Annotated in this window: 13 protein-coding genes; 2 read left to right on the forward strand and 11 right to left on the reverse strand. The window is 69.0% G+C overall.

Features of this window, described 5'->3' with window-relative positions; genetic code table 11:
• Positions 1-280 precede the first annotated feature (280 nt).
• The 9 genes from hrpB to AC1DIP_RS22030 form a co-directional block, all read right to left on the reverse strand.
• Positions 281-2,887, reverse strand: coding sequence for an ATP-dependent helicase HrpB (hrpB, locus tag AC1DIP_RS21990; RefSeq protein ID WP_477735088.1), 2,607 nt, complete (start codon positions 2,885-2,887; stop codon positions 281-283).
• 42 nt (positions 2,888-2,929) lie between these two features.
• Entirely contained in the window at positions 2,930-3,514 is a 585-nt protein-coding gene (locus tag AC1DIP_RS21995; protein ID WP_477735089.1) for a hypothetical protein, read from the reverse strand.
• Positions 3,504-3,800: a hypothetical protein gene (locus AC1DIP_RS22000; RefSeq protein WP_477735090.1), complete on the reverse strand. Its 297-nt coding sequence runs from the start codon at positions 3,798-3,800 to the stop codon at positions 3,504-3,506. Before AC1DIP_RS22000 ends, AC1DIP_RS21995 begins: the two co-directional genes overlap by 11 nt.
• 104 nt (positions 3,801-3,904) lie before the next feature.
• Positions 3,905-4,420 (reverse strand): flavin reductase family protein, encoded by a 516-nt coding sequence (locus AC1DIP_RS22005; protein WP_477735091.1) that lies wholly within the window; start codon positions 4,418-4,420, stop codon positions 3,905-3,907.
• A 147-nt stretch (positions 4,421-4,567) separates the two neighbouring features.
• The gene (locus tag AC1DIP_RS22010) at positions 4,568-5,506 is read right to left on the reverse strand and encodes a 5'-3' exonuclease (RefSeq protein ID WP_477735092.1); all 939 of its coding nucleotides are present in this window, start codon (positions 5,504-5,506) and stop codon (positions 4,568-4,570) included.
• A 60-nt stretch (positions 5,507-5,566) separates the two neighbouring features.
• Entirely contained in the window at positions 5,567-7,423 is a 1,857-nt protein-coding gene (gene ribA, locus AC1DIP_RS22015; protein ID WP_477735093.1) for a GTP cyclohydrolase II RibA, read from the reverse strand.
• 111 nt (positions 7,424-7,534) lie between these two features.
• Positions 7,535-8,107 carry a dihydrofolate reductase family protein gene (locus tag AC1DIP_RS22020; RefSeq protein ID WP_477735098.1) on the reverse strand — a complete coding sequence of 191 codons (573 nt, stop codon included), beginning with the start codon at positions 8,105-8,107 and terminating at the stop codon, positions 7,535-7,537.
• Between the two features lie 17 nt (positions 8,108-8,124).
• A complete protein-coding gene (locus tag AC1DIP_RS22025; RefSeq protein WP_477735094.1) occupies positions 8,125-10,125 on the reverse strand; it encodes a vWA domain-containing protein in 2,001 nt (666 codons plus the stop codon).
• Positions 10,126-10,139: 14 nt separating this feature from the next.
• Positions 10,140-11,528 carry a sigma 54-interacting transcriptional regulator gene (locus AC1DIP_RS22030; RefSeq protein ID WP_477735095.1) on the reverse strand — a complete coding sequence of 463 codons (1,389 nt, stop codon included), beginning with the start codon at positions 11,526-11,528 and terminating at the stop codon, positions 10,140-10,142.
• Between the two features lie 189 nt (positions 11,529-11,717).
• On the opposite strand from AC1DIP_RS22030, the gene AC1DIP_RS22035 reads away from it, so the two are divergent.
• Together AC1DIP_RS22035 and AC1DIP_RS22040 are read left to right on the forward strand one after the other, a co-directional pair.
• On the forward strand, positions 11,718-12,347 hold the full coding sequence (locus AC1DIP_RS22035; RefSeq protein WP_476210915.1) for an MSMEG_4193 family putative phosphomutase: 630 nt from the start codon (positions 11,718-11,720) through the stop codon (positions 12,345-12,347).
• A 10-nt stretch (positions 12,348-12,357) separates the two neighbouring features.
• On the forward strand, positions 12,358-13,077 hold the full coding sequence (locus AC1DIP_RS22040; RefSeq protein ID WP_477735096.1) for an SCO1664 family protein: 720 nt from the start codon (positions 12,358-12,360) through the stop codon (positions 13,075-13,077).
• A gap of 12 nt (positions 13,078-13,089) precedes the next feature.
• Here AC1DIP_RS22040 and AC1DIP_RS22045 read toward each other — a convergent pair whose 3' ends face one another.
• Positions 13,090-13,830: a GDSL-type esterase/lipase family protein gene (locus AC1DIP_RS22045; RefSeq protein WP_476210912.1), complete on the reverse strand. Its 741-nt coding sequence runs from the start codon at positions 13,828-13,830 to the stop codon at positions 13,090-13,092.
• A gap of 190 nt (positions 13,831-14,020) precedes the next feature.
• Positions 14,021-14,221 (reverse strand): integrase core domain-containing protein (locus AC1DIP_RS22050; protein WP_477735097.1); only part of this gene is annotated, 201 nt, incomplete at its 5' end.

The raw sequence follows: 14,221 nt of genomic DNA on the forward strand, positions 1-14,221 counted from the left end.
ACGGAAACAAATCCTCCATCATCGAATCCGGAAACAACCGCCCCCGATGTTTGGCCAGAAAAGCGAAAACACTGCCCGGAGCCAACAACTCCCCGGCCAAYGCCTCCACATCCAAATACCCGCGTTGCGCGTCCTCGCGTCCCTGCATAAGACCAGTCTTAACCACCAGACCCACCAGTCCAGTCGACGCGCCCACATCCGCCGATTAGTTCAGCAGTCTCCTAGGGCATCCAGGCGCGGTCCTGGATCCCCGAGCAGCCATGGCGGCGGCCGGGGGCGGTTACTTGCGCTGCTTGGTGCGCGCAGTGGCGGGGGCCGACCACGGGTCCTCCGGCCACGGATGCTTGGGGTAGCGGCCCCGCATTTCCGCACGCACCTGGCCGTAGGGGCCGGACCAGAATGAGGTCAGGTCATCCGTTACCGCGAGGGGCCGGCGGGCCGGGGAGAGCAAGTGGAACAGGACGGGGACACGGCCGTCCACCAGCCGCGGGGATTCGGCCAGGCCAAAACACTCCTGCAGTTTCACCGCGACGACAGGTGCCGCGCCGGCATCGCCCGATTCCGGGTAATCGATCCGGACGCGGGATCCACTGGGGACGTCAAGGTTTTCGGGGGCGAGCACGTCCAGCCTGGCGGCTTCCGGCCAGGGCATCAGGCGGCGCAAGGGGTGGGCCAGGTCAATTGAGCCCAGCGGCTTACCGGCGGCAAGGTCTTCCAGTTCCGGCCCCAGCCATTCGTCCAGCCTCTCCAGCAGGGCCTCGTCCGACACATCCGGCCAGGGCTCTCCCGCCTGCCTGTGCAGGAAGGCAAGCCTGCGCCGCAGGGTGGCCGCCGCCGGCGACCAGTCCAGGGCTGTAAGCCCGTTGGACTGAAGCGCAGCCGCCACGGCCATCCTTCCCTGTTCGGCGGTAGGGCGCACCGGCGTCGTGGAGAGGACGATGGAGCCCAGCCGCCTGGTCCTGCGCGCGCTCAGCCGGCCCGCCACGAATTCGGCTTCCACCGTGTCGGCCAGCAGGTGCGAGGCCGCCGTTTCGGCCGTGGCGGCTGTCAGGGGTCCGGCAGCACGGATCACGGCGCCCGTGGCCGCCGCGTCCCGGCCCGCGGCACGGGCAACTTCAGCTACCGCGAGCCATTCGTGGCCTGACAAGGTGCTCCCGGCGGGCAGGCCGGCCCGGGTGCCGGACGTCAACAGGTATTGCCCCGCGTGCCCGCTGCCCGCCACGCGGCGGGCCACACGGTCCGGAAAAGCAAGGGCAACGACGGCGCCCACAGCTTCGGGGCCGTCGGCAGTGGCCGCAACGGCCGGGGCACCCGCGTCCCGCCGCCGCGCCATGGCAGCAAGCCGCCGGGATTCCTCCGCCCAGCGCCGTCCCAAGGGGCCTTTGTCCGCGCGAAGCTGGGCCAGCAGCCGGGGCAGGTCGCCACCCGGCGCACGGTAATCGCCGGTTAGCGCGGCCACCACTTCGCCGGCGAGCCGGCGTCCGGCGGAGGTGCTGCCGTCGAGCAAAGCCCGGGCCAGCCGTGGATCGGCGGGGATGGCGGCCAGGGCCCGGCCGGAGGCCGTCGCCTGCCCGTCTCCGGTCACGGCGCCGAGCTCCCGGAGTACCTCGACGGCGTCGTCCATGGCCGGGCGGGGCGGGGCGTCCGGCAGCGCCAGGCCCTTCCCGCCGGGCGCTCCCCAGCATGCCAGGGTGAGTGCGGCACCGGTCAGGTCCGCCACATTGATTTCGGGTGTGACGTGGGCGGGGGCCGCCCCATAGGCCTGCTGCGAGTAGCAACGAACCACCTGCCCCGGGCCCTGCCGTGCGGCCCGGCCTGCCCTCTGGTCTGCTGACGCCCGGGAGCACGAGACCGTGACCAGCCCGCTCATGCCGCGGCCTGAGTCCCGCCGGGGCTCCCGGGCCAGTCCGGAGTCCACCACAAGCCGGACGCCGGGAACCGTCAGGGATGATTCAGCGAGATCGGTGGAGACAATGACCCGAGGGGGATCCCCGGGACGCCGGCCCGAGACGGCCCGGTCCTGTTCCGCGGCTGCCACCTGGCCGTGCAGTTCCAGCACGTCCACGCCGCTGCCCAGCCGGCCGCGGAGGGACGCCGCCACACGGGAGACCTCCCTGGCGCCCGGCAGGAACACGAGCGCGTCCACGGCGCTGTCGGCGGCGAGGGCAACGGCGTGGGCGTCCGCCGCAGCCGCGGCCACATGGTCAAGGAAGGCAGGCGCCACTCCCCTGGCGTCCAGCCGGGCGCCCGGTGCCGGGAGCCACTGGATCTCCAGCGGATAATTGACCGCCGGGCAGCCGACGACGGGCGCGGGGCCGCCGCCGTCGGGATCCCCGAGCAGCGCTGCGAACCGGGCTGCATCCAGTGTTGCGGACATCGCAACCAGCGTGAGGTCTCCGCGCAGGGCGCGGACCTCCGCCAGCATGCCGGCCAGCAGGTCGGTTTCAAGGCCCCGCTCGTGCACTTCGTCCAGGACGACGGCGGCTGTCCCGTCAAGGCCCGGATCCGCCAGCAGGCGGCGCAGCAGGATGCCCGGGGTGACGAATTCAACCAGGGTGGCGGGGCCGGCCTGGCGTTCCCCGCGGACCGTGTAGCCAACGCGGCCACCCAGGCCTGTCCCGTCAAGGGCGGCGAGGCGGCGGGCCGCGGACCGGGCGGCGACGCGCCGGGGCTGCGTGACGATGACGCGGCCGTCACGGGCATGCAAATTTGCGAGCAGCGGCGGGACTAGCGTGGTTTTGCCTGTACCGGGAGGCGCCTGGACAACAACAACGCCCCTCTCCACGGCCCGCTGAAGTTCCGGCAGGGAGGCTTCGAAAGCGAGCCCGGCACCGATGGCGGCGAGTTCGAAAGTACCGGCGGCGGGGCTGCCGTCAGGAGGAATCATCCGTCCATTCTGCCTTGCCGCGGGCCTGATTTTCCGATCGGGTCAGGGTTTGGCTTGGCCCTTGGCCTTGCCCTTGGCTTCCTTGGCGGTGTCCGAACGCTGTGAACCGGGCGCGTCCTTGGCTGGTGCAGGTGCAGGTGCCGGTACAACGGCTGGAACCACCGGTTCCGCGGCGGCGGGCCCGTCCTGGGCGGTGTCAGCCAGCGCCGGCGCGGCTGAGGTGTCCTCCGCCACGGCGGGAGGTGCCGTGGACGCCGCCGCAACCTGCGTGGCGATGTCAGCCCGGACGGCCGAAAGGGCATCCTCGATACCTCGGTAGCGTGCAGCCGAAATCCGGCCTGCCGAAGCGGCCTCGCCCAAGTCTTTCTCAAGTGCCTGCAGGGCGGCAAGCGCGCCGTCCATCCTGTTCTCCGATGCAGCCTGGCTGATGCTCAGCACGCGGATCTGGAATCCGTGCAGCACGCTGTTGTCCGTATCGCCCGACTGGACTCCTGCCGCTCCTGCAACGAGGCCGCACGCGAGCACCGCGCAACAGAGGACCAACAGGGCGCGGACCCGGCGGCGGCGGGGTGCGGGAGTGGGCGCTCCGGCCGCCGCGGGCCCGGCCGGCTTCAGCTCAGGCGGCATGCCTGCCCCGCAGCGGGACGGAAGGTGCGGAACGTACGGGCAGGACCGTAACAGGTGCCGCGTCAACAGACGGCACGGTCGTACCGCGCACCGGTGGGGTGGGCCGTGCCATGAGGACACGGGCGGCCATCCGGATGGCGGTGGCGATCAGCAGGCCAATTCCTACTCCGAGCAGTACGTGGCCGGTGAGGTAGTGCCGGGCCGCCCCCGGGCCGCCCAGCGCTGCCACCGCCGCCCCGCCTACGGTCAGCATCAGTGACAGGGCCGTACCGAAAATTGCGCCCATGGCTACTGCTCCCATCCCCTTTTATCAGCAAGCTTACTAAGTATTGCTCAGTAAGCTTACTACCACGTGGGCGCGGCGCAAGGGCGCGGGTTGTTGAGCCGGCGTCAGCCTGCGGCTTCGAGCAGGTGGCCGGACGGCTCGAGCCCTGCATAAGCGCCCCTGAAAAAGAGCAGTGGTTCGGCGTCCTGACGGGCTTGGAGGTGCCGCACGGCTGCCACCACAATGGTGTGGTCGCCGCCGTCATGCTCTGCGTGCAAGTCGCAGTCGATCCAGGCGAGAGCATTGTCCAGCACCGGATTACCCAGCGGAGAGGATGCGTGTCCCACTCCGGCAAATTTGTCCGCCCCGGAGCGGGCGAACTGTCCGGCAAGGTGCCGGTGCTCCGCGGGGAGGATGTTGACGGCGAACGAACCGGCCTTCCGCAGCGCAGGCCAGGTGGTTGACGAGCGGGACGGACTGAACGTTACGAGCGCAGGGTCCAGGGACAGTGACGCAAAGGACTGGCAGGTGAAGCCGGCCAGCCCGTCAGGCGTGGAACCGGTAACAACAGTGAGACCGCTGGCGAATGTTCCGAAGATATCCCGAAGCCGGCGGGGAGCAAGATCTGATGTGGCTGTCATGGAGGGCCCTCTCGTCTGGATCGTTACCCCACCAAACCATCACCAAACCGGGCCGCCCAAGCCCTCCGAAACACACCGACCCGCACCGCAATGAAAGGTCACGCCCGGACATCCGGAGTCATCGGCAATCCCTACCGGGGGCGGGGTCTACGCCCGCTGGTCCAGCGCGGCGAGGAGCCGGCGGACCGAACCGCCCAGGTTCCAGTCGATGGCCAGTTGCTCGAGTTCGGAGCGCTGGTCACCGGTCACCGGCTGCAGCAGCGCACCCGCTTGTTCAAGGGTGGGCAGTTTGAGGTCCCGCACCAGGCGGACGACGGCGGGGGCTGCCTCGAGGTAGGCCGCGGCGGCGGAAAGTTTGGCCCGGACGGGACCGGACACCCCGCCGTCGTCCGCCTCCGCCGCCTCCAGCAGCCGTTCCAGGGTGCCGTACTTGAGCAGCAGCGAGGCGGCCGTCTTCTCACCGATCCCGGCCACGCCGGGCAGGCCGTCTGAGGCATCGCCGCGCAGCGTGGCATAGTCGGCGTACTGCTGCGGCAGGACTTTGTACTTGGCCACCACGGTCTCTTCCACGATGACCTCGAGGTTCTTCATGCCGCGGGCCGTGTAGATCACCCGCACCCCGCGGGCGTCGTCGCACACCTGGAAGAGATCACGGTCGCCCGTGACGACGTCCACCGGCAGGTTGGCGTGGCTGGCGTAGGTGCCCACGACGTCGTCGGCCTCGTGCCCGGCCGCGCCCACGATGGCGATGCCCGCCAGCTCCAGCACCCGGCGGATCATGGGCAGCTGCGCTTCCAGGCCCTCAGGCACCACTTCGACGTCCGTGCCGTCGGGTACAACCCGGGCCACCCGGTGCGCCTTGTAGGTGGGGACCAGGTCCACCCGCCATTGCGGCCGCCAGTCGTTGTCCCAACAGGCCACAAGATGGGAGGCCTGGTAGTCCGTGCTGAGACGGGCGATCATGTCCAGCAGCCCGCGAACGGCGTTGACCGGCGTCCCGTCGGGGCGGCGGATGGTGTCCGGGAGTCCGTAGAAGGCGCGGAAGTACAGGGAGGCAGTGTCGAGCAGCATGAGGCGCTGGGGCATACCTCGATCCTCACACGGAATTGCTCCGCAGCGCAGGAGCCTTGGCTCCGGCCGTGGCGCCTAGAAGGACTGCGTGCTGAATCCCAGCCCCAGCAGGCCCCGTCCCGACTGCTCCAGGATGGCGTCAATGCCCAGGGTGGGGTGGTTCAGGAGCACGCCCATGTCCCGCTGGATCCGCTGGAGTGGGTGTGAGAGCCGGTGCATGCTGCCGCCTGAGCCGCCCACCGCCAGCCGGACCGCTTCCTGGGAGGACTCGGCGCTGAGGGCCAGCGAGAGCCGGAACGAGGCGTGCTGCTCCTCAGCCAGGGCGGGAGCGGCCTGCCCTTCCGGGGGCAGCATGGACAGGGCCGCCTGCCACTGCAGTTGTGCCGCAGCCAAGGCCCCGGTCGCCCTGGCGTAGCGCGCCTGGGCGAGGGTTGAATCCGCCTGCCGCATTTCGATGCCGTTCTTTTGCCTTGGCGCCAGCAGCTGCTCCCGGAAAATTTCCACGGCGTACTCGGCCGAGCCCAGGGCCGCAGCGGGCGCCACCAGGTTCAGCAGCGTGGCCATGGGTGCGTGGATGAGCGGGTCCTGATGGATCAGGCTGCCGGGGTTCGCCGGGCTGCTGAGCAGTGCCCATTCCGCCACGCGGTGCTCCGGAACAAAGAGTCCGTCGGCGATGAGGTCGTTGCTGCCGGTTCCCCGCAGCCCGTCGGTGTGCCAGGCGTCCAGCAGTTCAAGATCGGCCACTGGAACCAGCGCCTGCAGCCGTGCACCATCGAGCTGAACGGCCAGCAGGGCCCACCGCGAGTGCATGACACCCGAAGCAAAACTCCAGTGGCCCGAGACGGCGTAGCCGCCCGGAACCTTCCGCGCCAGGCCCATGGGGGCACTTGTCGCGGCGGCCAGGGGTACCTGGCCGCCCGCAAAGACCTCCTCCTGCACCTCGCGGGGCCAGCGGGCCAGCATCCAGGCGTGTTCGGCGAGGTGGCCGGCAGTCCAGGCGGTGGAGGCGCATCCCCTGGCAAGGACCCTGACAACTTCAGCATAGGTTCGTGCGCCCAGCCCATACCCGCCCACGGCGGCGGGCGCCAGGATGCGGAAGACGCCGGCCTCCTGCAGCTCCTGCACCGTCAAGGCCGGCAGCCGGCGAAGCCGCTCAGTGTCTTCCGCGCGGGCACGCAGGCCCGGAACCAGCGCGGCGGCCCGGGCCGGCATGTCCGGCACGCCCGCCGCGGGCCCGGCGGCGGGCGGCAAGGGACGGTCGACGGCGGCCCGGCCGAGTTCCAGCGTATGGCCGGTGCGGTCGCGCTTGGCGGCAAGGTAGCGGGAGTTGGCATCGGACAGGTGGACGCCGGTGGGAACCTGCTGCTGGATGCCAATTCCCAGCGCCGCCAGCTGTTTGGCCTTGTCCGGGTTGTTGCTGAGCAGCCGCACCGTAGTGGCGCCAAGGGCGTTGAGCATCTGGGCTGCCGCCGTGTAGTCGCGCTCGTCCTCACCATGTCCCAGGGCGAGGTTCGCGTCATAGGTATCAAGGCCCTGGTCCTGCAGCGCGTAGGCATCGAGCTTGGAGTACAGGCCGATGCCCCGGCCTTCCTGCCGGAGGTAGAGCAGGAAACCCCCGGTGGAGGCAATCCTTTCGACGGCTTCCCGGAGTTGTGGCCCGCAGTCGCAGCGCTCGCTGCCAAAGACGTCCCCCGTCATGCACTCGCTGTGCAGCCGGACCAGCGGCGCAGTCCCGCCATCGAGCAGCGCCTGTTCCCACCCTCCCAGGGCCAGCAGGAGGTGTTCCCTACCATCGGCCAGTCCGTGGAACGTCATGACGTCGGCGGAGGCGCCGTAGCCGTCGGGGAAGCGCAGGGGAACGCTGACTTTCGTGCGGACGCTGGCCACGGGCAGTCCCGCCGGCAGGGGTACGGAATGGGCAACTGCGGTCATGGGGGCCTCGATGTTCGAAAGAAGATAGTTGAAGGTTAAAGTAACCGTACCTTTCCCTTAGTTCAACCTTCAAGCTTTTGACGTTTCTTTTCGAAGTCCCGCGGCAGGGGGTCATGCAATAAGGCGCGGAATGTACTCGAGCATCTGGAGCCGTCCGTCGAAGGTCCTGCTGTCCACCATCTCCAGCGCGACGTCCGGATAGCCGTCGAAAATCCGCTCACTCCCGGTGCGGCCGGTGATCAGTGGAAACACCACCAGCCGGAACCGGTCCACCAGGTCCGCAGCCACAAGGGAGCGGCAGAGGCTGAGGCTGCCGAGGGTGCTCAACAGCCCAGCGTCTCCCTGTTTCAGCTGCCTGACGGCCTCGACGGCGTCCCCGGCCACGAGCTGGGAGTTCGGCCAGCGGAGGGGCGCCTTCAAGGTGGAGGAAAAGACCACCTTGGGAACGGCGGCTAGGCCGGTCAAGGATGCACTTTCGTCCGCTGAGTATTCCGTTCCCGCGGCCGCGGCATCCTCCGACAACCCTGACATGAGGCGGTAGGTATTGGCCCCCATCAAATAAGTACGCCCGTGACCGGCCTCCTGTTCCAGCCACGCCAGGTACTCCGGACCTTCCAGGCCCCACCAGCCCGGCCACCCCTCACCCGAGGCACACCCATCAAGGGTGATGATCAGGTCCACCATCAGCTGGCCCACGGCAATCAGAACCAGTCGCCGTCAGCGTAGGCGCTGCGGACGTGGGCACGCAGGTACTCCCCCACCACTGCCGCACCAAGGTCGCCCACCTCCGGGGCGACAACACGGCCCTCCACACGCCGCGCCATCCGCTGGATGAACCGCTCCAGGCCCGGATCGCTGCCCAAGCGGAAGAAGGTGGCCTGGACGCCGGTGCGGCCAAGGCGGTCCAGCTCGGCAACCGTCGCGCGGATGGTCTCTGCGTCCGGCGGCCAGTTGAACCAGGAGTCCCCATCAGGCAGGAGGTGTGCAGTGGGCTCGCCGTCCGTGACCACCAGCAGGACCGGCTGCATGGACGGGTGCCGGCGGAAGAAACGCCCGGCCAGCAGCAGGCCGTGGTGCAGGTTGGTTCCCTGTTCACGGAAGGCCGGCAGGGCCGTCAGTTCCCCGATGTCCATGGACTGGGCGTAGCGGCCGAACGTGATGAGCTCGAGGCGGTCACCGCGGAAGCGGGTGGAGACGAGGTGGTGCAGTGCCAGCGCGGTCCGCTTCATGGGAACCCACCGCCCTTCTGCAGCCATGGAGAAGGAGACGTCCACGAGCAGGGCAACTGCGGCCTGGGTCCTGGCCTCCGTCTCCGAGACTTCAATATCGCCCACCGCGAGGCGCAGGCCGCGCGCCGGGTCGCCGCCGTCGGCCATGGTGCGCCGGATGGCGTTGGTCATGGTGCGGGTGACGTCCCACGGTTCGGCGTCCCCGAACTCCCACTGCCGGCTGGAGCCCGTCTGTTCTCCGGCGGCACCGGCCATCCGGGTGTCACGGCTTCCCTGCCTGCCGGAAAGTTGCTTGGCGGCGTCGCGCAGCAACGATTTTCCGAGCCGCCGCATAGCTTGCGGGGACAGCCGGAGGTCACCGTCAGCGCCACGGCGAAGGTAGCCGCCCTCCTGCATTGCCCTTTCGATCTCCGCCAGGGTACGGGCGTTCACGGCGGCGCTTTCCCCCAGCTGCCGGGCCAGGGCGTCGAGGTCCAGGTCATCGAGCCGTGAACCGTTGTAGGACTGGGACAGCTGCTCCGACAGTTCGTCGAGTTCGGCGATGTCCTGCAGCACCCCGGTACCGTCGCCCAGTCCCAGGCCCTCCTGCCCTTCGAACCGTTCCGATCCGGACCAGTCCTCGCCCGGACGCAGGGCCTGGAGGCTGGCATCGAGTTCGCTGAGCTGGGCCATCAGTTCGGGTGACCCAAAAGCCTGGGCGGAGAGCCGCATCAGCTCATCGCGCTGTTCCGGGGACATGGACTGCAGGAGGCGCTGGGCGGCGGCGGCCCGCTGGGCCAGGGCGTCCACGAGCTCCTCCACGGACTGGGGGTTCTCCGGAAAGTACTGGCCGTGCTTGGCCATGAATTCCTGGAAGTCCGCCCCCGTGTCCTCGCCGCGCCGGTGCTTGCCCAACAGCCCGTTGAGGTCCCGGAGCATGTCGTTCACGGCCTCCCGGTCCGCATCGGTGGCGCTCTCCAGCGCCTGCTTCATGCCGGCGAAGCGCTGTTCGAGGACTTCGCGGCCCAGCAGGTCCTTGATCCGGTCGTAGGCTTCCCGGGCTGCGCTTGACTGCCAGTCGTAGGACGCCAGGTCATTGACCGCCGCTGCCGTGGAGGACGGCAGGTTTTCCAGCTGCATCTCGCGGAAGGCGCGGTCCGTGTTATCCATCATGGCGTCCCGGGCCAGTTGCTTGCGTTCCTCCAGCACGGCGGTGTCCAGGAGTTTCTTCACCTCGTCCAGGGTGCCGTCCAGCCGGTGCCGGCCCAGCAGATCGCGCCGCCGCTGCTGCACCCGCCGGGCAAGATCGTCCAGGCCATCGCGGTTGCGGCCGCCCCGGCGCAGGAATTCCTGCAGGGCGTGCCGCGGCGAGTAGCCTGCCATCACGTCCTCGGCGACGGCGTCCAACGCCTCGGCGAGGTCCACCGGCGGGGCGAGCGGGTCCGGACCGCCCGCATACCGGCCGTACCGGGCGGACCTCTTGTGGATGGCCATGGTGCCTCCTGTGCCTAGCCGTAGATGGTTTCCTCGTCGTCGGACTCCTTGGAGATCCGACGACCGAGGTACAGCCCTTCCAGGGCGAGTTCGACGGCGGCGGCCCGCTGTCCGTCGTTGGCCGCACCCAGGCGATGGCCAATTTCGTCATAAAGGCCGGAGCCGTTCAGCGACGGGAGGTTGCCCAGGAACTCCCGTGCCGTGACCTGTTCGCCCGTGGTGACGGTGCGGTGTCCGTCCAGGGCAGCTACGAGCGGGCCCATGTCCAGGCCCTGGAAGTGGGCCCGGACAGCTTCAGCGGTGGCGGACCGGAGGAGGTGGTCCAGGATCCCCTGCTCCCGCCCTTCCTCGCCGGATTCAAACTCGATCTTGCCCGTCAGCACCTCCACGGCGGGCTCAAGGTCGATGATCCGGGCCACTGCCTGGTCCTCCCCCCGCAGGCTGGCGCGGCGCAGGGCCGCTGCGGCCACCGTTTCTGCCCCGGCAATGGCGAACCGTGCGGACACCCCCGAGGTCTGGTTAATGGCAGGGGACTGCCGCAGCGCCCGGGTGTAGCGGGCCAGGATTTCGAGGATGAACGGCGGGACGTCGGCCACCAGCCGCCCTTCCTGCCGGATGACGGCTACTTCGTCTTCCAGCTCAATCGGGTAATGGGTGCGGATCTCGGCGCCGAAGCGGTCCTTCAGCGGCGTGATGATCCGGCCACGGTTGGTGTAGTCCTCGGGGTTGGCAGACGCCACCACCAGCACGTCCAGCGGAAGCCGCAGGACGTAGCCGCGGATCTGGATGTCGCGTTCCTCCATGACGTTGAGCATGGCCACCTGGATGCGTTCAGCGAGATCGGGGAGCTCGTTGATGGCAATAATGCCGCGGTTGGAGCGTGGGATCAGCCCGTAGTGGATGGTTTCGGGATCCCCCAGGCGGCGGCCCTCGGCCACCCGCATCGGGTCAACGTCGCCAATGAGGTCAGCCACCGACGTATCCGGTGTGGCGAGTTTCTCCACGTAACGCTCCGAACGGTGCCGCCACGCCACCCGCAGCCGGTCGCCCTCCGTCAACGCCCGCGAGCGTGACTGTTCGGTGATGGGTTCAAAGGGGTGCTCGTTCAGCTCCGAATCCTCGATGACCGGCGACCACTCGTCCAGCAGCCCCGCCAGGGTGCGGAGGATGCGGGTCTTTCCCTGGCCGCGCTCCCCCAGGAGGACGACGTCGTGGCCGGCGAGCAGTGCCCGCTCGAGCTGCGGAACCACGGTCCGGCCGAAGCCGTACAAGCCCGGCCACGGGTCACGCCCCGCAGCCAGGGCGGCGAGGAGGTTGTCCCGGATTTCGTGCCTCAGATCCTTGTGGACGTACCCAGCCGCACGCAGTTCACCAACGGTGTAAATTTCGGGGCGATCAGTCACCCCTCTACGGTAATCCCCGCCCTGCCGCTAATCGAGGGATTCCGCCAGATTCCTGTCCGGCCGCGGCCACCGCTTGCCGCTCCCCACGCCTCGCAAACTCGGCACGGGGAACCCGCGCGGCTACCGCTTGCCGCTCCCCACGCCTCGCAAGCTCGGCACGGGGTCCCCTCGCGGTTACGCTTAGACCCAATGACACAGAGCACATTGATCCTTTTGGTCCGCCATGGCGAGACGCCCACCACCGGCACCGTCCTGCCGGGCCGGGCTCCGGGCCTGCACCTTTCCGAACGCGGCCGGGCGCAGGCGGACGCCGCCGCCGAACGGCTCGCCGGCCTGCCCGTGGACGCCGTCTACTCGTCTCCCCTGGAACGGGCACGGGAAACTGCCGAACCCACGGCCGCCCGCACCGGACGGCCGGTCACGGACGAAGCCGGGCTCCTTGAATGCGACTTCGGTGATTGGACCGGCGCCGCGCTCGCCGGACTGGCGGCCCTCCCGGAGTGGCAGACCGTCCAGCACAATCCGTCGGCGTTCCGGTTTCCCAACGGCGAAGGCTTTTCCGGGATGCAGGCACGGATGGTGGCTACGCTGGACGACCTTCGGGCCGCCCACCGTGGTGGCGTCGTGGTCTGTTTCTCCCATGCCGACCCCATCAAAGCGGCCGTGGCCCACGCGCTGGGCACCCACCTGGACCTGTTCCAACGGATCATGATCAGCCCGGCGTCGGTCTCGGTGATCTCCTACACTGACGGGCAGGCTCCGGCCGTGCTGATGGTGAACTCGACGTCGGAACCCCTGAGCGGCCTGAGGTCGCCGTGAGCGGGCCGGGATGCGTATGGGGCATGCGGTGTCCGCGCGGGAGCTGACCCTCCTCACCGAGGGCCGGGTGGAGCTGCTGGGCCGCATCATGAGCGGCAGCAATGCCACGTTCCTCGCGGAGCTTTCCTGCGACGGCGATTCGGCATGGGCCGTCTACAAGCCGGAGGCGGGAGAACGGCCGCTGGCGGACTTCGACGCCGGCCTGTACCGCCGGGAGTGCGCCGCGTTCCTGCTGAGCGAGGCATTGGGCTGGGGTATGGTGCCGCCTACGGTGGTCCGCACGGACGCCCCTCTTGGGGTGGGGTCACTCCAGTGGTTCATCGAAGGGGATCACCAGGAACACTATTTCACCCTGTACGCCGACGCCCCGGAGACGCACAGCGAGCTGGCCCGGATGGCCGTGTTCGACTATGTGGCCAACAATACGGACCGGAAAAGCGGCCATGTGCTGCGCGGCAAGGACGGCCGGATCTGGGGCATCGACCACGGCCTGTGCTTCTCCGCCGCCTTCAAGCTGCGCACCGTGATCTGGGACTTCGCCGGCGACCCCATCCCGGACAACCTGCTGGAGGACATCCGGCCCCTGGCCGGCGCGGTTCCGGCCGGAGTGACCGGGCTGCTCCACCCCGCCGAGGTGGCCGCCCTCCAGCGGAGGGTGCAGCGCCTGCTGCAGGACATGGTGCTTCCGGTCGACCACACGGGGATGCGCTACCCCTGGCCGCTGGTCTAGGCTCCCGGGATCCTAGGCGGCGGGCTTGTGCAGGTCCGGGCGGCCTTCCAGAGCAGCCTCTGCCGCCGGCGCAGCCTGCTCGAGGTACGCCCCGATATGCTCCAGCAGGTAATGCTGGCCCAGCACGGTGGGGTGGTCGCCGTCGGGGCCGATCAGGTCGTCAAAATCGTCGCTGATCCAGCCTTCCGAGATTGGGTCAACGAATTCTGCGCCGGCCTTGGACGTGGCGGTCCTGAGCTGGTCGCTGATATCGACCAGTCCGGGGTCGGGATTCGAGGTGTACGACGGCGGCCCCACCACGATGATCCTGGCCTCCGGGGCAAGGGCCTCTGCCCTGTCCATCGCCGCCAGCGCAGCGTCGCCTACGTCCGAGGAGGCATAGCCAAGGTCGTTCTCCGAGCCGAAGAAGACCACGATTCCGGTGTCCGGGGTGACGAAGTCGTCAACCTGGGTCCCGAAGGTTCCGTTGTAGTCGCCCAAGCTGACGTAGCCGCTGCCGTCCTCGGCCGCGTTGACTACTTCCAGCCCCGCCACGCCCGGATCCGTCCGCATCAGCGCCGGCCACGCCTCCTGGGGGGACGTTCCATGGCCGGTGCTCAGTGAATCCCCCACCACCACAACGCGGACCAGGGGCGCGGTGGCCGGTGGCCGGGTCTGGGCGGCGCTTCCCGACGTCACGGCGAGGAGGATGGCGGCCACCCCGGCGGTCACCAGCCGGGCGGGGTGCCCGTGCAGCAGCACGCTGTCCTGCATCGCGCCTCCTCCTGCCTGGATTTACCGGGTGGCCGGGCAGGTGCCCGGCGGCCGTTCGTCTTGTTGTCTGTGTCCCATCGTAGGCAATTGTGGGATTACTGTAGGGCCAAAGGTGACCGGATCAACAGGATGCACAGCGACTGCACAGGAACGTTTAGGGCATTAGGTACCCCTGGCCGGGGTCCGGGACCTAGATGTAATTCCCACTGAGGTTGTGAACGCGGCTGATGGGGGTTTTGCCTCCGATGCCGGTATGGGTTCTGTGGTGATTGTAGTGGTGGAGCCACTGGTCGTAGGTGGCGGCGCGTTCGGCTTCTGAAGTGTAGGGCCGGGCGTAGGCCCATTCCGTAGCGAGAGTGCGGTTGAAGCGTTCTACCTTGCCGTTGGTCTG

This window comes from Pseudarthrobacter sp. 05T312, assembly GCF_056396685.1.